General features: G+C 71.3%; 17 protein-coding genes and 1 pseudogene. 10 read left to right on the top strand and 8 right to left on the bottom strand.

All coding sequences use genetic code 11. The features are described 5' to 3' along the window. Positions 1-36: 36 nt before the first annotated feature. Entirely contained in the window at positions 37-3,531 is a 3,495-nt protein-coding gene (locus J7I97_RS16220; RefSeq protein WP_374195478.1) for a M28 family peptidase, read from the top strand. Between the two features lie 55 nt (positions 3,532-3,586). On the opposite strand, the gene J7I97_RS16215 is transcribed toward J7I97_RS16220, so the two are convergent. Beyond that, positions 3,587-5,218, bottom strand: coding sequence for an FAD-dependent monooxygenase (locus J7I97_RS16215; RefSeq protein ID WP_214935461.1), 1,632 nt, complete (start codon positions 5,216-5,218; stop codon positions 3,587-3,589). A 256-nt stretch (positions 5,219-5,474) separates the two neighbouring features. On the opposite strand from J7I97_RS16215, the gene J7I97_RS16210 reads away from it, so the two are divergent. Then, complete coding sequence (locus J7I97_RS16210; protein WP_214935460.1) at positions 5,475-6,596, top strand: SchA/CurD-like domain-containing protein; 1,122 nt, start codon at positions 5,475-5,477, stop codon at positions 6,594-6,596. A gap of 124 nt (positions 6,597-6,720) precedes the next feature. Here J7I97_RS16210 and J7I97_RS16205 read toward each other — a convergent pair whose 3' ends face one another. Then, positions 6,721-7,791, bottom strand: coding sequence for a methyltransferase (locus J7I97_RS16205; RefSeq protein ID WP_214935459.1), 1,071 nt, complete (start codon positions 7,789-7,791; stop codon positions 6,721-6,723). 38 nt (positions 7,792-7,829) lie between these two features. Further along, positions 7,830-8,897, bottom strand: coding sequence for a nitrous oxide reductase family maturation protein NosD (locus J7I97_RS16200; protein ID WP_214935458.1), 1,068 nt, complete (start codon positions 8,895-8,897; stop codon positions 7,830-7,832). A 275-nt stretch (positions 8,898-9,172) separates the two neighbouring features. On the opposite strand from J7I97_RS16200, the gene J7I97_RS16195 reads away from it, so the two are divergent. The 3 genes from J7I97_RS16195 (at position 9,173) to J7I97_RS16185 (ending at position 11,946) form a co-directional block, all read left to right on the top strand. Continuing rightward, a complete protein-coding gene (locus J7I97_RS16195; RefSeq protein WP_251058852.1) occupies positions 9,173-10,240 on the top strand; it encodes a PP2C family protein-serine/threonine phosphatase in 1,068 nt (355 codons plus the stop codon). 439 nt (positions 10,241-10,679) lie between these two features. Further along, positions 10,680-11,345 carry a molybdopterin-dependent oxidoreductase gene (locus J7I97_RS16190; protein WP_214935508.1) on the top strand — a complete coding sequence of 222 codons (666 nt, stop codon included), beginning with the start codon at positions 10,680-10,682 and terminating at the stop codon, positions 11,343-11,345. Then, positions 11,329-11,946: a cytochrome b/b6 domain-containing protein gene (locus J7I97_RS16185; protein ID WP_251058851.1), complete on the top strand. Its 618-nt coding sequence runs from the start codon at positions 11,329-11,331 to the stop codon at positions 11,944-11,946. Before J7I97_RS16190 ends, J7I97_RS16185 begins: the two co-directional genes overlap by 17 nt. A 169-nt stretch (positions 11,947-12,115) precedes the next feature. On the opposite strand, the pseudogene J7I97_RS16180 reads toward J7I97_RS16185, so the two are convergent. Together J7I97_RS16180 and J7I97_RS16175 are read right to left on the bottom strand one after the other, a co-directional pair. Further along, positions 12,116-12,454, bottom strand: a pseudogene (locus tag J7I97_RS16180) (hypothetical protein); the annotation flags it as partial. A gap of 145 nt (positions 12,455-12,599) precedes the next feature. Then, positions 12,600-12,794 (bottom strand): hypothetical protein, encoded by a 195-nt coding sequence (locus J7I97_RS16175; protein WP_214935452.1) that lies wholly within the window; start codon positions 12,792-12,794, stop codon positions 12,600-12,602. Between the two features lie 199 nt (positions 12,795-12,993). On the opposite strand from J7I97_RS16175, the gene J7I97_RS16170 reads away from it, so the two are divergent. Together J7I97_RS16170 and J7I97_RS16165 are read left to right on the top strand one after the other, a co-directional pair. Next, positions 12,994-13,986 carry a fibronectin type III domain-containing protein gene (locus J7I97_RS16170; protein WP_308369182.1) on the top strand — a complete coding sequence of 331 codons (993 nt, stop codon included), beginning with the start codon at positions 12,994-12,996 and terminating at the stop codon, positions 13,984-13,986. 151 nt (positions 13,987-14,137) lie between these two features. After that, positions 14,138-16,168, top strand: coding sequence for an NB-ARC domain-containing protein (locus J7I97_RS16165; protein ID WP_214935450.1), 2,031 nt, complete (start codon positions 14,138-14,140; stop codon positions 16,166-16,168). A gap of 161 nt (positions 16,169-16,329) precedes the next feature. Here J7I97_RS16165 and J7I97_RS16160 read toward each other — a convergent pair whose 3' ends face one another. Beyond that, positions 16,330-16,515, bottom strand: a complete 186-nt coding sequence (locus tag J7I97_RS16160) for a DUF5999 family protein (protein ID WP_214935448.1) — start codon at positions 16,513-16,515, stop codon at positions 16,330-16,332. 361 nt (positions 16,516-16,876) lie between these two features. Here J7I97_RS16160 and J7I97_RS16155 point away from each other — a divergent pair, with 361 nt between their 5' ends. Beyond that, a complete protein-coding gene (locus J7I97_RS16155; RefSeq protein ID WP_214935446.1) occupies positions 16,877-17,677 on the top strand; it encodes a hypothetical protein in 801 nt (266 codons plus the stop codon). Between the two features lie 54 nt (positions 17,678-17,731). Here the strand turns inward: J7I97_RS16155 and J7I97_RS16150 are convergent, their stop codons facing one another. Beyond that, a complete protein-coding gene (locus tag J7I97_RS16150) occupies positions 17,732-18,961 on the bottom strand; it encodes an acyl-CoA dehydrogenase family protein (protein ID WP_214935444.1) in 1,230 nt (409 codons plus the stop codon). A gap of 195 nt (positions 18,962-19,156) precedes the next feature. Between J7I97_RS16150 and J7I97_RS16145 the strand changes: the two genes are divergently transcribed. Further along, positions 19,157-19,801, top strand: a complete 645-nt coding sequence (locus J7I97_RS16145) for a TetR family transcriptional regulator (RefSeq protein ID WP_214935442.1) — start codon at positions 19,157-19,159, stop codon at positions 19,799-19,801. Positions 19,802-19,889: 88 nt separating this feature from the next. Here the strand turns inward: J7I97_RS16145 and def are convergent, their stop codons facing one another. After that, positions 19,890-20,447, bottom strand: a complete 558-nt coding sequence (gene def, locus J7I97_RS16140) for a peptide deformylase (RefSeq protein WP_214935440.1) — start codon at positions 20,445-20,447, stop codon at positions 19,890-19,892. Positions 20,448-20,570: 123 nt separating this feature from the next. On the opposite strand from def, the gene J7I97_RS16135 reads away from it, so the two are divergent. Next, entirely contained in the window at positions 20,571-21,809 is a 1,239-nt protein-coding gene (locus J7I97_RS16135; RefSeq protein ID WP_214935438.1) for a MurT ligase domain-containing protein, read from the top strand. The last annotated feature ends 23 nt before the right edge of the window (positions 21,810-21,832 follow it).

The following is a 21,832-nucleotide window of genomic DNA, read 5'->3' as shown; positions in this document are numbered from 1 at the left end:
CACGATCGGAGTGGACTCTTGCAGCCCACCAGATGGATGGCTTCCGTGGCGGCCATGGCGCTGACCGCGAGCCTCGCCGGCTCGCTGGCCGGCACCGCGTACGCCGCGCCACCCGCCCAGCCCTCACCGCCCCCGCAGGCCACGTCCGCGCAACGCGCCGTCGCCGCCGCCGACGCGGCCGTCAAGAGCGGTCTCGACGCCCTGGTCAACTCGCCTCAGCAGCAGTACGACCGGCGCCTGGTCACCCCCTGGGTGCAGGACCTGTACTCCGTCGCGTACGAGCGCAGCTACCGCGGCCTGCCGGTCGTCGGCGGCGACGCGGTCGTCATCGCCGACGGGCAGGGCCGGGTCCGCGCCCTTCAGTCGGCCTCCTCGACGGTGATCGACGTGTCGACCACCCCCTCGGTCGACGCGAAGGCGGCGGAAGCCGCTTCGCGGGCCGAGCTGGTGAAGGTCGACAAGGTGCTCGACAGCCGGCTCGTCGTCAAGCTCAAGGACGGCAAGCAGGTCCTGGCCTGGGAGACCGTTCTCTCCGGCCGTACCAGGACGGCGCCCAGCAAGCTGCACGTCTTCGTCGACGCGCGCACGGGCAAGGTCGTCGACCGCCACGACGAGGTCGTGGCCGGCAGCGGCACCAGCAAGTGGAACGGCCCGAACCCGCTGACCGTCGACACCACCGCCTCGGGCGGCACGTACTCCCTGCGCGACCCGAACCGCGCCGGTCTGAGCTGCGCCGACTACAGCACCGGCAGCGTCTTCTCCAAGTCGTCGGACTCCTGGGGCACCGGCAACGCCACCTCCAAGGAAACCGGCTGTACGGACCTGATGTTCGCGGCGCAGAAGCAGTGGGACATGCTGAGCCAGTGGCTCGGCCGCAACGGCGTCAGCGGCAACGGCCGCAGCTTCCCCGGCAAGGTCGGCCTGGGCGACCTCAACGCATACTGGGACGGCAGCTCGGTCACCATCGGGCACAACAGCGCCAATGAGTGGATCGCCGGTCTGGACGTGGTGGCCCACGAGTACGGGCACGCCATCGACTCCAACACCCCCGGCGGCACCAGCGGCCAGGAGGCCGGGCTCGGCGAGGGCACCGGCGACATCTTCGGCGCCCTGACCGAGGCGTACGCCAACGAGCCCGCCCCGTACGACACTCCCGACTACACCGTCGGCGAGATGATCAACCTCCAGGGCCGCGGGCCGATCCGGAACATGTACAATCCGCCGGCCGTCAACAACGACCCGGCCTGCTACAGCTCCGCGATACCCGGCACCGAGGTGCACGCGGCCGCCGGGCCCCTGAACCACTGGTTCTACCTGCTGGCCGAGGGGACCAACCCCGGCGGCGGCAAGCCGAGCAGCAGTACCTGCAACCAGTCCACGCTGACCGGTGTGGGCGTACAGAACGCCGGCAAGATCTTCTACGGCGGCATGCTGCTCAAGACCAGCAGCATGTCCTACAAGAAGTACCGGACGGCGACCCTCAGCTCCGCCAAGTCGCTCGATCCCACCACCTGCAACCTCTTCACCAAGACCAAGGCCGCCTGGGACGCGATCAGCGTGCCCGCCCAGTCCGGCGACCCGACCTGCACCCCGAGCGGCCAGAACGACGACTTCTCGCTGGCGCTGAACCCGTCCTCGGGCACCGTCCAGCAGGGCGGCTCGGTCACCACCACCGTGGCCACCAACACCACCACCGGCTCGGCCCAGCAGGTGACGCTCACCGCCGCCGGCCTGCCGTCCGGGGTGACCGCCTCCTTCAACCCGGCCACCGTGCAGTCCGGCCAGTCCTCGGTGCTGACCCTCTCCGCGAGCTCCAGCGCGGCGCCCGGCGCCTCCACGGTCACCGTCAAGGGCCAGGGCCCGAGCCTGGCGCACACCGTCGACTACACGCTCAACGTCGGCGGCACCCAGCCCGGCACCGACCCGCCGGACATCAACGTCGCCAACGTCCAGGCGCATCTGACCCAGCTGAACACCATCGCCTCGCAGAACGGCGGCAACCGCCGGGCCGGCAGCGCCGGATACACCCAGTCGGTGGCGTACATCAAGGGCAAGCTCCAGGCCGCCGGATACACCGTCACCGAGCAGAACTGCTCCTCCTGCACCTACCCGTCGAACAACCTGATCGCGGACTGGCCCGGCGGCCCCGACGACCAGACCGTCATGTTCGGCGCCCATCTCGACAGCGTCTCGGCGGGCCCCGGCATCAACGACAACGGCTCGGGCTCCGCGACCCTGCTGGAGAACGCGCTCGTCCTCGCGCAGAAGAACCCCACCATGACCAAGCACGTGCGCTTCGCCTGGTGGACCGACGAGGAACAGGGCCTGAACGGCTCGGAGTTCTACGTGGGCCGGCTCAGCAGCGCCCAGAAGGCGGCCATCAAGGGCTACTACAACTTCGACATGGTCGGCTCCCCCAACGGCGGCTACTTCATCAACAACCTGAACTCCACCACCGCCGCCCCCCTCAAGGCGTACTGGACCTCGCTGAACCTCGCCCCCGAGGAGAACACCGAGGGCCAGGGCCGCAGTGACGACTACTCCTTCCAGCAGGGCGGCATCCCCACCTCCGGCTACGCGGCCGGCGCCAGCGCCCGCAAGACCTCGGCGCAGGCCACCAAGTGGGGCGGCACCGCGAACGCGGCGTACGACTCCTGCTACCACAGCTCCTGCGACACCTCGAACAACATCAGCGCCACCGTCCTGGACCGCAGCGCCGACGGGGTCGCCTACGCGATCTGGAAGCAGGCGGTCGGCGGGAACACCCCGGCCCAGGACTTCTCCATCAGCACCTCGCCCTCGGCCGGCTCCGCGAACCCGGGCGGCAGCGTCACCTCCACGGTGAACACCACCACCGTGAGCGGCGCCGCCCAGACCGTCGCCCTGTCGGTCTCCGGCGCGCCCGCCGGCGTCACCGCGTCGCTCAGCCCGGCCTCCGTGCAGTCCGGCGGCTCCTCGACTCTCTCCGTACAGGTCGGCTCGGGCGCCGCGCAGGGCACGTACACCCTGACCGTCACGGGCTCCGGCACCGTCAGCCACAGCACCACGTACACCTTGACGGTCGGCGGCGGTGGCACCTGCACCCCGCGCCAGCTCGTCGTCAACGGCGGCTTCGAGAACGGCAGCAGCCCGTGGACGGCCACCTCGGGCGTCATCACCAACCAGTCCGGTGAGGCCCCGCACAGCGGCTCGTACATGGCGTGGCTGAACGGCTACGGCTCCTCGCACACGGACAGCGCCTCGCAGTCGCTGGCCGTCCCGTCCGGGTGCTCGGCGTACCAACTCGCCTTCTACCTGCACATCGACACCGACGAGACCGAGGACGTCGTCTACGACACCTTCACGGTCTCGGTGGGCGGCCAGACGTTGGAGACCCTGTCCAATGTGGACGCGGCCCCCGGCTACGTGCTCAAGAGCTACGACGTCTCCCGGTTCGCCGGCCAGACCGTCACCCTCCAGTTCAAGGGCGTGGAGGACCAGTCCCTCCAGACCTCCTTCGTCGTGGACGACGCTCTCCTCCAGGTGAGCTGACGCACGCCGGATCCCCCGCGCCGCATCGGGCGGTGCGGGGGATCCGGGAGGAAGCTCAGGACCGGCCCAGCAGGGTGCTCAGGACCTCGTACAGAACCGCCTCGGGATCTGCCACGGCCTGCGTCGAACGCCAGGCCACGAACCCGTCCGGGCGGACGAGGACCGCGCCCTGCGCCGTCGTGCCGTGGAGCTCGGCCCAGTCGCCCTCGTCCTCGGGGATCAGGTCGGCATCGGGTCCGGTGCCGATCGCGTACGCGTCCAGGCGCATTCCCAGCCGCTCGCCGGCCCGCCGCGCCGCCGTACGCCACGCCGTGCCCTCGGAGCTGAGCAGGACGAAGGCCCGCTCGTAGAGATCCAGGGTCGACGCGCGCTCGCCCGATCTCCCCATCCACATGTGCGGCGCCCGCGTGCCCGGATCGCCCGACAGCCGCATCCGTTCGGGCACGACGGGCTGGCGCGGGTCGGTGCCCAGCACGGCGCCCTGGTTGTAGCGGTATCCCATGGCCACGGAGAGCACCCCGCCCGGCCGCCCGCCGACGGCGCCGGGGGCGGGCTCGTACCCCGGGTGGCTGTGCTCCGCCGAGCGGGCCGAGGCGCGCTCGCTCGTCGCCCGGGCCACCGGCAGGCGCTCGGCCTCGTACGTCTGGAGCAGGCGCGGGTCCGCGGCGCCCTCCAGCACCGCGGCGAGCTTCCAGGCGAGGTTGTGCGCGTCCTGGATGCCGGTGTTGGAGCCGAACGCCCCGGTGGGGGACATTTCATGCGCCGCGTCCCCGACGAGGAACACCCGGCCGGCCCCATAGTGCCGCGCGACCCGTTCGGCGGCGTGCCACGGGGCCTTTCCGGTGATCTCGACATCCAGGTCGGGCGCCCCGATCGCCCGGCGGATGTGCGCGGCGCAGCGCTCGTCGGTGAAGTCCTCCAGGGTCTCCCCCTGGTCGGGGTGCCACGGTGCGTGGAACACCCACTGCTCCCGGTTGTCCACCGGCAGCAGCGCCCCGTCCGCGTCGGGCTTGGTCAGATAGCACACGATGAAACGCCGGTCCCCGACGACGGCCGCGAGCCCGCGGGACCGGAAAGTGATGCTGACGTTGTGGAACAGGTCCCCGTGGCCGCTCTGGCCGATCCCGAGCTGTTCCCGGACAGGGCTGCGCGGCCCGTCCGCGGCGACGAGGTAGTCCGCGCGCACGGTGCTGTGCTCCCCCGTCTCCCGGTTCTTCACCAGCGCGGTCACACCCGTGTCGTCCTGGTCGAAGGACATGAGTTCCGTGGAGAACCGCAGGTCTGCCCCCATCGTGGGGGTCAGGGACATCAGGACCGGCTCGATGTCGTTCTGGCTGCACAGGCACCACGTCGACGGGCTGAAGCGCGCGAGCGCGCCCCCCGCGTCGATCTCCTTGAACAGCCACTCCTGATCGTCGCCGGTCAGCGAGCCGCCCTGGAGGATGCCGTGATTGCCGGCGAGGACCGCGGCGGCCTCGCGGATCCGCGACTCGACGCCGGCGACCCGGAACACCTCCATGGTCCGTACGTTGATGCCGCGTCCGCGCGGGTGGACCGAGGTGCCCGCGTGCTTCTCGACCAGCATGTGCCTGATGCCGTGACGGCCCAGGAACAGCGAGGTGCACAAGCCCACCAGCGAGCCGCCCACGATGAGGACCGGCACGCGGTGGTCGACGTCTTCTTCCATCAGTTGCTCCAGCTCTGCCGCCTGAGTGGGAATGCTCTTTTCATGCCCTTTTCGGGGGCATTTCCCCCGCCTGTTCACTCGCTTGGTTCTCCCGTCTCGCGCCGCTGGCCGTACCGGACAACGATCGATTTCGGTAGTGCCACCCGTGACCGGGTGCTGACAGACCGCATCCGCAGGTGGTCACCCACGCGGATTCCACGAGCGACCGGCGACGTGCCACGGGGTGTGGCGACCGGGTCTCGAAGGAGTGTGAAAGATGACAACCGTGTCGGAACGGATATCGCAGTCCGCCTTCGACGGCTCCAGGCTTCGAGTCGTGCTGCTGCTGGACCTGTACGACGGCGCCCAGAAGCAGTTCCTGGAGGTGTACGAACATCTGCGGAGCCAGGTGTCGTCCGTCCCCGGACACATCAGCGAGGAGCTGTGCCAGTCGATAGAGAACCCCTCCCAGTGGCTCATCACCAGCGAATGGGAGAGCGCGTCACCCTTCCTGGCCTGGGTGAACAGCGAGGAACACGTGAAAACGGTCCAGCCGCTGCACGGCTGTGTACGGGACACCCGCTCGCTCCGCTTCAGCGTTCTGCAGGAGATGGGCAAGGCCTTCCGCAGCCTTCCGGAATCGGCCGGCGGCAGGCTCCAGGCCGCTCCCCGGCTGGGCGACGGCGTGGTCCGCCACGCCCTCACCTTCACCGTCAGACCCGGCAGCGAGGACATCGTCGCGAAACTGCTGGCCGGGTACACCTCCCCGCAGGCACGGGTCGACGAGAACACCCGGCTACGGCGCACCTCCCTCTTCATGCACGGCAACCGCGTCGTACGGGCCGTCGAGGTCGAGGGCGACCTCCTGGCGGCACTGCGGCACGTGGCGCAGCAACCCGAGGTCCAGGCCCTCGAGGAAGCCATCAACCCGTATCTGGAACAGGACCGGGACCTCACCGACCCCGATTCAGCGCGGGTGTTCTTCACCCGGGCGGCCCTTCCCGTGGTGCACCATGTGGGGGCCGGCGGGCACGAGCCCGCGGGCATCCGGCGGCACGCCCTCTTCTATCCCGCCAAAAAGGGGTGCGGTACGGCGCTCGCCCGGCTACTCGCGGGCCAGGACGAGGCGGCCGCCGACGACCCGACGAACCCCATAGCCGGCAGCACCGTCTTCCAGCGCGACGACATCGTCGTCCGGATGCTCGACATGAGCGGCCCCCTCGACGCCCGGCCCGCTCTCGCGCTGGGCATCGAGGGAGGCCACAAGGCGGCCGTGCTCGCCCGGCTGCTCGACGAGGCCAAGGACGGGGTCCTCGCCACCGACGAGGACATCTCGCGCTGCCTGGCACGCTCCAGCATGCGGATGATCACCGACCGGCGGGCGCCGGAGGAACCCTGACCCGGGTGTCCGGCCACCCGTTCCGGCCGCGCACGACGCCCCTGCGTACGACCTCCCCGCGTACGACCGCCCCGAGCCCGGCGCAGTGCCGGGTTCGGGGCGGTGTCGCGGGGACCGGCCGATGTCAGGCGGGCACGGTGCATTCGAAGGCGTGGAGATACGGGTTGACCTGACGGATCTCACCGAGCACCAGACCGGCGTCGGCCATCCGGCTGACGAGGCTCTCCTTGGTGTGCTTCGCGCCTCCGACGTTGAGCAGCAGGAGGAGGTCCATGGCCGTGGTGAACTTCATCGACGGAGTGTCGTCGACGAGGTTCTCGATGATGACTACCCTCGCTCCGGGGCGGGCCGCCGCGACGACGTTGCGCAGGGTTCTGCGGGTGCTGTCGTCGTCCCACTCCAGGATGTTCTTGATGATGTACATATCGGCGTCGACGGGGATGGCCTCCCGGCAGTCCCCGGGGACGATGGAGGCGCGCCCGCCGAGCGAGCCGCCCTCGCGCAGCCGGGGATCCGCCCGCTCCACCACGCCGGGCAGGTCGAGCAGGGTCCCCTTCACCTTCGGGTGCTTCTCCAGCAGGCTCGCGAGCACGTGCCCCTGGCCGCCCCCGATGTCCGCCACCACGGACACGCCGGTGAGGTCGAGGAGTTCCGCGACGTCCCGCGCCGACTGCTCGCTGGACGTGGTCATGGCCCGGTTGAACACGTGGGCCGACTCGTGCGCGTCCTGGTGCAGGTAGTCGAAGAAGCCCTTGCCGAACAGCTCGTGGAACACGCTCCCGCCGGAGCGCACCGCGTCGTCGAGCCGCGGCCACGCCTGCCAGGTCCAGGGCTCCGTGCACCACAGGGAGATGTAGCGCAGGCTGTTCGGATCGTCGTCGCGCAGCAGCCGCGACATCTCGGTGTGGACGAACTTCCCGTCCTCGGTCTCCGCGAAGATCCCGTAGCAGGACAGCGCCCGGAGCAGTCGGCGCAGCGGCTGCTCCTCGGAGTTCACGGCCTTGGCCAGCTCCGCCGCCGAGGCGGGTGACTCCCCGAGCGCGTCGGCGACGCCGAGGCGGGCGGCCGCCCGTACGGCCGCGGCGCAGGCCGCCCCGAAGACGAGCTCGCGCAGTCGCATCGCCGGCTGCGGGGTGGGCGCGGCGGAGGCCGCGGGCTTGGAGGGGGAGGTGGGGGTGGAACTTACCGTGGTCATACGGCCTCGTTTCTCCTGATGATGGCGGGGATCACCGGTCAGCACATCCCCGCGGGTTCGGAGACCAGGCACCTGTTGCCCTGGAACGTGTTGCCCGTTCCCTTGCCCCGGTTGGCCAGGTCCGCCGACTTGTTGCCCGTCACCACGTTGTCCCTGATGACGTTGTTCGTGTTCGCCGCGCCCACGAAGCTCTGGAACAGCACGATCCCGCCCGAGAGCGGCGAGGCGCCGACGTTGTCGCGGACGGTGTTCGAGCGCACGAGCGTGTCCTCGGCGCCGGTGAGCACGATGCCGCTGCCCTGGATGGCGGGGAGGCGGGTGGTGCCGGCGCAGAACTTGTTGTTCGCGATGACCCGGTTGTCCCGGACGGTCATGTCTCCGGCCGCCGGCTTGCCCTCGTCACCGACGACGAAGACGCCGCCGCAGTTGGCGGTGAGGGTGTTGTCGCTGACAGACAGGTTCCTGACCCGCCTGACGGTGATTCCGATCCGATTGCCGGTCAGCGTGTTGTGGCGGATCACGGCGCCCTTGGTGTCGGTGGCGCCGCCCTCGTGGTCGATGGTGTTGGCGATGAAGATGCCGGACTCCCCGTTGTCCCGGGCGAGGTTGTTGCGGAACACCCCCCGGGTGGACCTCTGCTGGGCGATGCCCCAGGTCCCGTTCTTCTCGGCGGTCACGCGCTCGACGCGCAGCCGGTCGGTGTAGGTGGCCCAGATTCCGCTCTTCTTGAAGCCGGACACGGTCAGGGAACGGATGTTCACCCAGTCGACGGTCTTCGCCGCGTCCCCCATGACGCAGATTCCATTGCCCGCCTGCGCACAGGCGTTGCCCGCGCGGACGCCCGCCGTCGGAGGCGTGATCACGGTCCGCTCCGGATACCCCACCCCCGTCAGGGTCAGCCTCTTCGTGATGAGGACGCTCTCGTGGTAGGTGCCGGGCAGCACGAGAATGCTGTCCCCCGGCCGTGCGGCGTCCACCGCCGCCTGGATCGATTGGCCTGGATGCACCAGGTGTCTGGCCGCCATGGAAGAGGGCGCGGCTGCGCCCACACCGGCGGCCATGACGACCGAGATGTATGCCAGGCACTTCAGCTGCCGATTCGTCATGATGCAGAAGTTATGGGCGATTAGCACCGTTCGCCACACATGGTAAGCGGATGGATACATCCGGCAGGGCAAATGGCTTCATACTGCGTCAGGCGGGTGAGAACCGCGACCCCGCGCCGGCCACGGGTGATGTGTGCACGCGCTCGCTCGACCGGCCGACGCTCCGTCACCTGTCACGGCATGGCCGGTACGCGAGAACGATCAGCGCGGTGTATCCAGGAGTCATGGATGACCGGCTGCCGCACCCACGTCTTCGCCGGTACCCGGAACCGCGCATGGCGATGCTGTCGGTTCCCTTCGCGCTGATCGCCATCGTCACGGTGGTCGACGTCCTGGCGCCACCCGATGTGCACCTGGGTCCGTTCCTCGTCGCCGCACCGGCCGTCACCGCCTCGTTCGCCGGGCCGCGGATGACGGGGTTCGTCGGCGCGGTGGCGGTCCTGGCGCAGTCGATGGTGGCCGTCGCGCGGACCACCCTCACGGATCTGAACCACACCTTCCAGATCATCGCCCTGGTCCTGATCTCGGCGTTCGTGACCTTCTTCGCGCATTTGCGCGAGGTCCACGAGGAGCAGCTCACCCAACTCCGGTCGGTGGCCGAGGCCGCACAGCAGGTGGTGCTCCGGCCGCTGCGCGACCGGATGGGCCCGCTGCGGGTGGCCTCCGTATATCTGGCGGCAGAGGCCGAGGCGCAGATCGGCGGCGATCTCTATGCCGCCGCGCGGACCGCGCACAGTACGCGGCTGATCATCGGGGACGTCCGCGGCAAGGGGCTGGAGGCGGTCGGGGAGGCCGCCATCGTCCTCGGCGCCTTCCGGGCCTCCGCCCATCAGGAGGCAGACCTGCCGGGACTGGTCTCCTACCTCGAGGCCGCCGTCACCGCGGATCCCGACGGCAGCGGAGACGACCCGGCCCCGCCGGGCGAGGGCTTCACCACGGCGGCCGTGCTCGACATCCGCGACCAGGAGATGACCTTGCAGCTGATCAGCTGCGGGCACCCGCCGCCCCTACTGCTGCGCGGCGGACGGGTCATTCCGCTGGAGGTGGACCACCCGGCGCCGCCGCTGGGCCTCACCCAGTTCGTGGACACCGGCTTCGCCCCGCAGTACTTCGGCTTCGAGACGGGCGACATCGTCCTCCTGTACACGGACGGCGTCGTCGAGGCCCGCGACGCGTCCGGCGCGTTCTACCCGCTGCCGGACCGGGTCGCCGACTGGCCGGGCGACGGACCGGAGGCGCTGCTGCGCCACCTGTGCGCGGACCTGCTCAGCCACTCACCGGGCGGCCGGCTGGGGGACGACGCGGCGATGGTGGCCATCGAACGGGTCGGCGGACAGTCCTGACGGTTCACCGGCGCCAGCGCCGACCCCGACCCCGACGGCGTCAGGCCACCGGGCCGGCCGTCTCGCCCTCGCCCTCGGTGTCCACGTGCGGCAGCAGCCGGTCGAGCCAGCCCGGGAGGGGGGCTGCGGCAGCGGCAGGCGGTCTCCAGAGGTGGGGCCGGCGCGCGCGGGGCCGCCGAGGTCTGGGGGCGGCCCCGCGGAGGGCCGCCTCGGACACCTGCATTGAAAGCCCCGTACGCCCGAGGCGGCACCTCGTAGCCGGAAACCGGGTGATCCGTACGCCTGGAGCTGTGACGTCAAGGTGTGACGGAAGTCTGACGGACACCCGCCAGGCCTGGTTTCGGGGCGGCCGCGGTGGTCGAATCGCCGGGTGAGCACAGAACAGCATGCGGACCCCGACGGGCGGGGCGCCCCGGTCGGACGTCGTCTGGTCCTGGGGATGGTCGGGCTCGGGGCAGCCGGTCTGGCGGGCGCGCCCTCTCTCCAGCGGGGCTTCGAAGCCGTCCTCGGCGCCACCGCCGACAAGGACCCCACGGGCCTGACCGGGCTGCTGCCCAATGGTGGCGGGTTCCGTTATTACTCGGTCGCCTCGTCCGTCCCCGAACGCGGCCCGGACGACTACCGGCTGACCGTCGACGGGCTGGTCGAGCGGCCGACGACGTACACCCTGGAAGCGCTCCGCCGGCTCCCGCAGGCCCGTGTGGTCCGCGATGTCCAGTGCGTCACCGGCTGGCGGGTCCCCGGCACGCCGTTCGAGGGGGTTCCGCTCTTCCAGCTGCTCGACGCCGCGGGGGTGCGGCCGGAGGCTCGGGCCATCCGCTTCAGCTGCTTCGACGGCACGTACACCGAGACCCTCACGCTCCCGCAGGCCAGGCGCGACGACGTCATGGTGGCGCTGCGGATGCAGGACAAGCCGCTGAACCATTCCCACGGCGGCCCGGTCCGGCTGTACGTGGCCCCGATGTACTTCTACAAGTCGGCCAAGTGGCTCTCCGGTATCACCGTGACCCGCGACGTCGAACCCGGCTACTGGGAGCGTCTCGGCTATGACATCGATGCCTGGGTCGGCAAGTCGAACGGACGCGACGATGCCCCTACTGTCTGAACAGCCCGCCCGGGTAGGCCGGTTCAGCCGCGCGGAGCGTCTGGTGCACCGGGGTACGGCCGCGCTGATGGGGTTGTGCGTCGCGTCCGCGGCCTGCCTGTACCTGCCGCCGCTCGCGGAGCTCGTCGGGCGCCGGCACCTCGTGGTCACCGTGCACGAGTGGTCGGGGCTGCTGACGGTCGTGCCGTTCCTGCTGGGGCTGGCCTCGCGGGCGTTCCGCGCCGACCTGGAGCGGCTGAACCGCTTCGGGCCGCACGACCGGGCCTGGCTGCGGGCCGCCCTGCGCCGCGACCGCTCGCCGCGGCGGCCGGCCGGAAAGTTCAACGCCGGGCAGAAGGTGTACGCGGGCTGGCTGGGCGGTGCGGTCCTCGTGATGCTCGGGACCGGGCTGCTGATGTGGTTCACCGGCCTCGCTCCGCTCGTCTGGCGGTCCGGCGCCACCTTCGTCCACGACTGGCTGGCCCTGACTCTCGGTGTCGTGCTCGCCGGGCACATCGCCCAGGCCCTGGCCGATCCGGAGGCTCGGCGCGGTATGCGCACGGGCTCCGTCGAGCGGGAGTGGGCCGAGCGCGAGCACCCGCTCTGGCGGCACGGCGGATGACACGCGCCGCGGGGGCCGAGGGGCCCCCGCGGCGGTCCGGGTTTCCGTCAGCCGCCGTCGCGGACCGCGACGATGCCGTTGAAGACGCCGACGTACGCCGTGCCGTCGGGGCCCAGGGTGATCGGGGCCCAGTTGTTGTCGTAGAGCGGTCCGGTGCCGGTCAGCTGCCTCCAGCGGCGCTCACCGGTGCGGATTCGCCGCCCAGCGCGGCGATCTTCTCACTGGTCACTCGGGGGTTCTTGCCGAGCGGCCCGGACCAGGGGGACGTGGCGCTGCCGGCCGCGTCGGAGTGCATGCCGCTGCGGCCGTTGGGTGCGAGGAAGGGGTGCTGCGGCGGGTTCTCGCCGGTCAGCGGCACGGCGGACGCGGGGCTGCCGTCGTAGTGGCTGACCAGGCGGTGGCCGGGGGCCTTGGGTATCTCCTCGGCCTGGGCCGGTGAGATCCCGTACATCGCCGTGAAGACGGCGATGACCGGGACCACCGCGCAGTTCAGCGCTCTTCGGAACATCCGGGCTTCCTCCCATTCTCTTCAGTTTTTATTGACGTGGTGTCTGACATCGCGCCGCCGCCAGACGCTAAATCGCGGAGCCCGAGGAGTCCATGGAAGAGCCGGATGATTCACGAACGCGCAACAGTTGATCACGCTGGGGCGCTCAGGGGTTGAGGCTGGAGACCACCTGGGCCGTGGCCGACAGGCCGTCGTGGATGGTCGCGGCCATGCTGCTGCTCGCGAGGTAGAAGCCGAGCAGGACGCAGACGAGGGCGTGCGAGAACTTGAGGCCGCCGCCGCGCAGGAAGATCCACGCGAGGACGAGGAGCAGGACGACAACGGAGAGGGAAATCACCATCGAAACCTCCTTACGCGGCGCCATGGTTGCGCAGGAGGGGCCGCCTTCGAGCGAAAGTCGTGTCCGCCGAACGGGTGTTGACCGTCCGTGACGGAGTCGGCCGGCCTCACGGGTCTTGCCCGGCCGCGGCGCCGCATGTCATAAATGTCTAGACCTTTGCGAGGAAGCCGAAGAGCCGAGGAAGGCGAGGAAGGCACCCGTGCGACGCACCGCCCCCACCCCCGCCCTCCGCCTGACCCTGACCGCCCTCGCGACCTTGACCGCGGGCGCCCTGGCCGCCTGCACCGCGGCCGACACCGAACCCCCGCCGCCCCCGGCCGGACTCATCGCCCAGGCCGGCAGCGCAGGCTCCGCGCACGTGATGTGGCAGGCGGCCGCGGAGGCCGACGGGGTGGCCGGCTACCAGGTCTTCCAGGGCGACCGCCTGGCCCGCGAACTCCCGGCCGACAAGACGATGGTGGACATCACCGGCCTCACCCCGCGAACCGGCTACACCTTCACGGTCCGGGCCAAGGATGCCGCCGGGAACCTCTCCCGGCCCAGCGCCGCAGCCGTGGTCACCACCCCGGCCGCCAAGGCCGACGACCGCCGGGCCCCCACCGCCCCCGGCGCCACGACGGGACGCCCGGACGGACCCCGCGCGGCCCGGCTGACCTGGACCGCGGCGACCGACGACACGGGCGTGACGGCGTACGACGTCTACCAGGGTGGCGTCCGGATCCACACGGCCGGCCCCGCCGAGACCGCCACCACCCTCACCGGCCTCCGGCCGGACACCGTCTACACCTTCACCGTCCGGGCCCGGGACGGCGCGGACAACTCCTCCCCCGACGGCCCGGCGGCGGACGTGACGACCCCGCCCGCCGGCGGCGACGGACCGGGCACCGCTCCAGCCGAGTTCACGGCGGTCGCGTCCCCGGGCACGGTCACCCTGTCCTGGACCGCCCCGGACACCGGCCGCGAAACCCGCGAGTACCAGCTCTACGTCAACGGGCGGCCCACCACCGTCATCCAGTTCGGCGCCGGGGCACCGGCCCCCTCCACGACCCGCCGGGCCGAACACCGGCTGACGGTGACGGAGCCGGCCGGCACCGAATGGGCCGTAAAACTGCGGGCCAGACTGCCCGACGGCAACTGGGGAGCCTTCTCCGCGGAGCGCCGGATCGTGCTCGCGGGTCAGTCCGCGGGCTGAGACATCCGGGGCGGACCTGACGAGGTATTGGCCTGAACGGCACTGTCGTGAAAGAAGATCACGCACAATTACATCCGTGTTCGGTGCGTACTCGTTCAACAACAATCAGGCAGACTCCACGGGTGGCGACCCTGAGCCAGACTCGGGCGCCGTGCTGGGGAATCTGCCGCCGGAAACGGCGAGCTTCGTCGGCCGGGAGTACGAACTCGGCCATCTCGAGGACCTGTTGCGCGAGGAGAGACTGATCACTCTCACCGGCGTGGGCGGCGTGGGCAAGTCCCGGCTCGCCCTCCGCGCCGCCGCGACCGCCTCCGTCCGGCAGGCCCGGCCCGACGGGAGCTGGTGGGTGGAGCTCTCGCCGCTGCGCGATCCCGGCCTGCTCACCACGACCGTGGCCCACGCCGTGGGTGTCGCCGACCACTCCGCTCGCTCCCTCGACGAGGAGCTGTGCGCGTGGATGGCCGACAAGGAACTCCTCCTCGTCCTCGACACCTGCGAGCACCTGGTGGCCGAATGCAGGCACCTGGTGGGTGAACTCCTGCAGTCCGCCCCCGGATTGACGGTGCTGGTCACCTCACGGGAGCCGCTCGGCTGCCCCATCGAGCAGGTGGTCGAGGTCAGGCCGCTGCCCTGCGAGGGCCCCGACAGCGACGCCCTCGCCCTCTTCCGCCAGCGCGCCCTCGCCGCCACCCCGCAGGCGGCGGCCGCCTTCGACGACCCCGGGCGGGCGGCCGTCGCCGCCGACGTGTGCCGCCGGCTGGACGGGATCCCGCTCGCCCTGGAGCTGGCCGGCGCGCGGCTGCGGCTGTGGACCCTGGAGCAGACGGCCCAGCGCCTCGGCGCCCGCTTCGACGTACTCACCGACGCCCGGACGGCGCTGCTGCCCCGGCACCAGACGATGCGGACCGCGATCGGCTGGAGCCACGAGCTGTGCGAGCCGCTGGAGCGGCTGCTGTGGGCCCGTCTCTCGGTATTCACCGGGGACTTCGACGTGGCCGCGGCCCGGGCGGTGTGCGCGGGCGGCCCGCTGCCCCCGTCCCGGGTGGAGCGGGTGCTGGCCGGCCTCGTCGCGAAGTCGGTCGTCCGGCGCAGCGAGGAGCGGGGTGCGGGGGCCCGCTACACGATGCTGGACACGATCCGCGAGTACGGGCACGACTGGCTGACCGAGCTCGGCGAGGTACGGACCGTCGCCGACCGGCACGCCCACTGGTACGCGGCGCTCTCCCAGGCCGCCGACCGGGGCTGGCTGGGTCCGGGCCAGGTGGACTGGTACCGCAGGATGACCTCCGAGCACGCGCAGCTGCGCACCGCCCTGGAGCACCTGCTCGGCTCGGATCCGACGGCGGCCCTGGAGATGGCCGGGGCCCTCTGGTTCTTCTGGTTCTCGTGCGGGCACCTCCACGAGGGCCGGGCCTTCCTGGAGCGGGCGATGCGGGCGGCCCCGCGCACGGGCGCCGCGTACACCCAGGCGCTGTGGGCCCTCGGGCTGACGGCAATGCTCCAGGGTGACTTGGACACGGCCCGGGAGCTCGGCGAGGAGTGCACCCGCGAGGCGGCCCGGCTGGCGGACCCGGAACGGGAGCTGCGCGCGGCCTATCTGCACGCGGTGTCGGTGATGATGCCCGGCGACGCGGCGCGGGCCCTCACACTGGCGGGCCCGCGGGCTCGGGCGGGCCACGGCGGCCGGACCAACGGCCCGGGATGGCTCCTGTGCCGGCTGGCCACCGGCTACGCCCTGTGCGACCTCGGGCGCTTCGAGGAGGCCGCGGAGGAGGCGCTGGGCCTGCGCGAGGCGTGCACCGAGCTGGGCGAGCGCTGGCTGCGGGCGTACGCGGACTACATCCTGGCCGTGGCCGCGCTGGGGCTCGGCGAGCACGGTGAGGCCGCCCGGCACGTACGGGCCATGCTGTCCGGCAAGCGGCTGCTCGGGGACCGCTTCGGTATCGCGCTGGGCCTGGACCTGCTCGCGGCGGCGGTGGCGGCCCTGGGCGACGGGGAACTGGCGGCGCGCCTGCTGGGCACCGGGCACGCCTGGTGGCGCACGGTGGGCCGGCCCCAGATGGGCGGCTCCCCCTCGCTGACGGCCCTGCGGGACCGGGGCGAGCGGCAGGCCCGCGCGGCCATCGGCGACGCGGCGTACGAGAGCGCCTTCCGGGGCGGCGCGGCTGCGTCCACCGGCTGATCTCCGGCCGGTGGACGGCTGCGGCGTGCCTGGGCGATGCCGGCGTGGGCTCCCGTCAGTACGGGAGGGGTCTTCCCGACGGTGTGCGCAGGTCCAGGTCTCGTGGGGCGGGCTTGGGGACGGGCTTGCGGATCAGCTGTTGGCGCATGCTGCCTCCTCGCTCAGACCAGGGCCAGGCGGTGGGGCTCCACCGTGCGGCCGTCGGGGAGCAGTTCGCCCGTGTCGTCGAAGACCACGGCGCCGTTGCAGAGCAGGCTCCAGCCCTGTTCGGGGTGGAAGGCCACGGTGCGGGCGGCGTCGTGATCGGCGTCGTCGGCGTTCGGGCAGGGGGGCTGGTGGGAGCACATGGTGCACCTCCTCGCAGTGTGGGGCGGGAGGGCCGGTGGTCACCCGGTCGAATCCGCGATCCACGGTGGCGGTGAGTATTACTGATCTCCGCCCCCGGACGGAACCCATATTCGAGGTCCAGTTCAGGGTGTGTATGCCCGATTACCATCCGCTCATGCCCGCTGTCCGGATCGTTCACCGTACGCTCCGGGCGCCGCAGGAGATGTGGCGGCTTCACGGCCCGCACGGGCGTGGGGAGAATCACGTCCGGCGACCCGGTGGGAGTCGCGGTCCGGCCCGCCTGCCGCGCCCCCGAGGGCCGCGGCTAGGGTGCCGTGATCACCGCGCCCGGTGATCACCGCGAGACCGAGGAGATGTTCCGTGGCCACTCCGCCACCGCAGCACGGCGCCGGCCCCTATCCCCCGTACGCCGCCCAACAGGGCGGCCCCTACGGCCCGCAGCCCACCCCGCCCCAGCAGGGCGGCCCCCACTGGCCGCACGGCCCGTACGCCGTGCCACCGCAGCAGCAGGCCGTCCCGTACGGCCTCTACCCGCCGCCGCAGGGCGCGTACGGCTGCCGCGTCTGCGGGGCCCAGCCCGCCGCGCACGCGACCGTACGCGGCCACCAGGGCATGATCGTTGTGATGCGGTTCCTGAGCCTGCCCGGGCCGTTCTGCCGGGACTGCGGGCTCTCCACCTACCGCCGGATGTCCGCGGACACCCTGTGGCAAGGCTGGTGGGGTCCGCTGTCGCTGTTCATCACGCCCGTCACCCTGCTGATGAACCTGGGCCCCCGGTCGGCCTTCCGGAAACTGGCGCCCCCGGCGGGCGGCTACCGGCCCGCCCTCGACCCGGGCAAGCCGATGTTGCGGCGCGCCCCGGTGCTGCTGTTCCTCGTGCCGCTGCTGCTGTTCTTCCTCGCGATCCCGACGCTGATCGTGATCGGCCTGCTCGTCGGCGAGGACAAGCCGGCGCTGTCGGTCGGTGAGTGCGTACGCAACAAGGGGACCTGGAGCGACCAGCGGCTGGAGGTCGTGGACTGCTACTCGTCGAGCGCCCAGTACAAGGTCACCAAGCGCCTTCATTCGTCCGAAGCGTCCTGCGCCCCTCTCGACTTCGTCGCCGACCCCGCGTACAGCTACGACGGGTCTACCCCTTCCTGCCTGACGCCGCTGCACTAGACGGCAAGCGCCCCCGGACTCCGTGAGGCATCCGGGGGCGCCATGCGCACAGGTCTACCGGATCGGCATCTGCGAGATCGTGCGGGCGATCACCAGCCGCTGGATCTCGCTGGTCCCCTCGAAGATCGTGTAGATCGCGCTGTCGCGGTGCATCCGCTCCACCGGGTACTCCCGGGTGAAGCCGTTCCCGCCGAGGATCTGCACCGCCTGCGCGGTGACCTTCTTGGCCACCTCGCTCGCGAACAGCTTCGACATCGATCCCTCCGCCGAGGTGAAGGGCTTGCCGGCGACCGCCATCCACGACGCCCGCCACACCAGCAGACGGGCCGCGTCGATCTGGGTCCGCATGTCGGCGAGCTGGAAGGCGACGCCCTGGTTGTCGATGATCGGACGGCCGAACTGCGTACGGGTCTTCGCGTAGTCGAGGGCGACCTCGTACGCGGCGCGTGCCGTGCCGACGGCCATGGCGCCGACCGCCGGACGGGAGGCCTCGAAGGTGGCCATGGCGGCGTTCTTCACTCGCTCGCCACCCCCCGCCTTGGCCCGCTCGCGGGCCCGGGCGAGGCGCTCGTCCAGCTTGTCCTTGCCGCCCAGCAGGCAGGAGCCGGGGATCCGGCAGTCCTCCAGCACCACCTCGGCGGTGTGCGAGGCCCGGATGCCGTGCTTCTTGAACTTCTGGCCCTGGGACAGGCCCGGGGTGTTCGGCGGCACGATGAAGGAGGCGTGCCCCTTGGTGCCCAGCTCCGGGTCCACCACGGCGACGACGATGTGGACGTTGGCGATGCCGCCGTTGGTCGCCCAGGTCTTGGTGCCGTTGAGAACCCACTCGTCCTTCGCCTCGTCGTAGACGGCGCGGGTGCGCATGGCGCCCACGTCGGATCCCGCGTCGGGCTCGGAGGAGCAGAAGGCGGCGACCTTCACATCGTTCTGGTCGCCGTACATCTGCGGGATCCAGGTGCCGATCTGCTCCTCGGTGCCGTTGGCGACGACGCCGATGGCGGCGAGACCTGTGCCCACGATCGACAGGGCGATGCCGGCGTCGCCCCAGAAGAGCTCCTCCATCGCCATCGGGATGCCGAGGCCGGTCGGGTCGAAGAACTGCTGCGCGTAGAAGTCGAGCGAGTAGATGCCGACCTTGGCGGCTTCCTGGATGACGGGCCACGGAGTCTCTTCGCGCTCGTCCCATTCCGCGGCCGCGGGCCGGATCACATCGGCGGCGAAGCCGTGGACCCAGTCCCGTACCTGCTTCTGGTCGTCGTTGAGCTCCATGGTGAACTCCGCCATGTCCCCTCCAGCTGCTTCACAAGGTAGTTACCACGGGTAACCAGAACGATGGCCACAGTCTGTTACCGACGAGTAAGCACTGTCAAGCGGCGTCGGCCGCCGCGAAGGACGACCGCCGATTCGATCGGCAGGGTGTGCCGGGTGTTACGTTGCGTGGGCGTCACGCACATCGCAAGGGCGGGGAGAGAACACGTCATGGAGACCACGCAACAGGCCGGTGAGCCGGGAGCGGCCGAGCGCCGGCGCCGGGAACTGCTCGAAGCGGCCGACCGGGTCGTCCTCAGGGACGGCCCCAAGGCCTCCATGAACGCCATCGCGGCGGAGGCCGGCATCACGAAGCCGATCCTCTACCGCCACTTCGGCGACAAGGCGGGCCTCTACCAGGCACTCGCCATCCGGCACACGGACGCACTGCTCGACTCGCTGCGGGCGGCACTGGACGCCCCGGCCGAGCGCCGGCGCCGGGTGGAGTCGACCCTCGACACCTATCTCGCCGCCATCGAGGCCCGCCCGCAGGTCTACCGGTTCCTGATGCACCCGGCCGAGGACTCGCACACCACCGAGCGCGGCTTCGACGTGGGCCTGCACTCGGCCCCGCTGCTGCGCCGGCTGGGCGAGGAGCTGGCCCAGGTGATCGGCGAGCGGGTCGATCTCGGCCCGGGCGGTGAACGCCTGGCCCGGGTCTGGGGCCACGGGATCGTGGGCATGATGCACGCCGCCGGCGACTGGTGGCTCGGCGAGCGCCCGTGCGAGCGCGCGGAACTCGTCGCCGGCCTCACCGACCTGCTGTGGGGCCGACTGGCCACCGCCGGCAACCGCGCCGACGGGCCGGGCTTCTAGGGCAGTCAGGGCCCAAGGCAGTGAGGGGCCCAAGGCAGTCGGGTTCTAAGACAGTTAGGGCCTAAGACAGTCCAGGCCTAACACCCCGTCAGGCCTGCGCGAGGGCCCGCGCACCCCACGGCGTCTTGCGGATCGCCCGCTGGAGCCTGCGCGCGCGCAGCCCGGTCACGCGGTCCGCGTACACGGTGCCGTCGAGGTGGTCGCACTCGTGCTGGAGGCAGCGGGCGAAGAAACCGGTGCCGTCGATCCGTACCGGCGCCCCGTCGGAGGTGACCCCTTCGACGACGGCGTGGTCGAAGCGGTCCGTGCCCGCCTCCAGGCCGGGCAGCGACAGGCACCCCTCGGGGCCGCGGAACTCGTCCCCGTCGGCTGTCACCAGGCGCGGGTTGACGATGTGCCCGACGTGGCGCACATCCTCGTCGTCGGGGCAGTCGTAGACGAACACCCGCTGCCCGACGCCGATCTGGTTCGCGGCGAGGCCGACGCCCTGGGCGGCGTACATCGTCGCGTACATGTCCTCGATGAGGCGGTCGAGGGCAGGGCCGAATTCGGTAACCTCCGCGCAGGCCGAGCGGAGCACCGGATCGCCCAGCAGGCTCATGGTGCGGACGATGCCGGTGGTACCGGGGATGGGGCGCTGTCGCATGGCCGTAAGCGTACGACGGGCGAATATATGAGGAGATCCGAGGCGGCACTGGGGCGCCGCGGTCAGGGCCCCGGCCGGTACTGGATAGGCTGGGGCCGACCGACGCAAGGAGGACAAGGGACGATGGCAGGCAACACAGAGCCGCTTTCGCCGCGGGCCAAGCTGGCCGTGACGGCGGGCAAGGCCGCGGCGGCGGTGTCGCGGGCCGCGGGACGCGGAAGCGGATCGGTGATCGGTGGCAAGGTCGCACTCAAACTCGACCCCGATCTTCTCGGAGCGCTGGCGCAGCATCTCGATGTCGTCCTCGTCTCCGCGACGAACGGCAAGACCACGACGACCCGGCTGATCGCGGAGGCCCTGCGGGCCAGCGGTCCGGTCGTGTCCAACGCGCTCGGCGCGAACATGCCGGCCGGCATCACCTCGGCGCTGGCGGGCGGCTCGGACTCCAAGTACGGCGTCATCGAGGTGGACGAGAAGTACCTGGCCGGAGTGGCCCGGGACGTCACCCCCAAGGTGATCGCCCTGCTGAACCTCTCCCGCGACCAGCTGGACCGCGCCGCCGAGACCCGCATGCTCGCGGAGAAGTGGCGCGAGGGGCTCTCGGGCTCCAAGGCGGTCATCGTCGCGAACTGCGACGACCCGCTGATCGTGTGGTCGGCCTCCTCGTCACAGAACGTGGTGTGGGTCGCGGCCGGCCAGGAGTGGAAGGACGACGCCTGGTCGTGCCCCTCCTGCGGTGGCGTCATGCAGCGCCCGGGCGACGACTGGTTCTGCGGCGAGTGCGGCTTCCGCCGCCCCGTCCCCAGCTGGGTGCTGTCCGGCGACCACGTCCTGGACCCGCACGGGTCTGCGTGGCCGATCCACCTCCAGCTGCCCGGACGCGCCAACAAGGCGAACGCCGCGACGTCGGCCGCCGTGGCCGCCGTCTTCGGTGTGCCGCCGCAGGTCGCGCTGGAGCGGATGTACCAGGTGCAGGCCGTCGCCGGCCGCTACGACGTGGTCAACTTCCAGGGCCGTGAGCTGCGGCTGCTGCTCGCCAAGAACCCGGCGGGCTGGCTCGAAACGTTTTCGCTGATCGACCCGCCGCCCACCCCGGTGATCCTCTCGGTGAACGCGCGCGGCGCCGACGGCACCGACACCTCCTGGCTGTGGGACGTGGACTACCCGCGCCTGGCCGGCCACCCGATCTTCGTGATCGGCGACCGCAAGCTGGACCTCGCGGTCCGCCTCGAGGTCGCGGGCCTGGACTTCCGGGTGTGCGAGACCCTCGACGAGGCCGTGCAGCTGGCGCCGCCCGGGCAGATCGAGCTGATCGCCAACTACACCGCCTTCCAGGACGTGCGCCGCCGCGTCGGCAACTAGAACTCTCACCTGAACCGCAGAGG

Source organism: Streptomyces sp. ISL-87 (assembly GCF_018614095.1).
In the GTDB taxonomy this organism is placed as follows: Bacteria; Actinomycetota; Actinomycetes; order Streptomycetales; family Streptomycetaceae; genus Streptomyces.
This window is presented reverse-complemented; position numbering and strand designations above follow the sequence as displayed.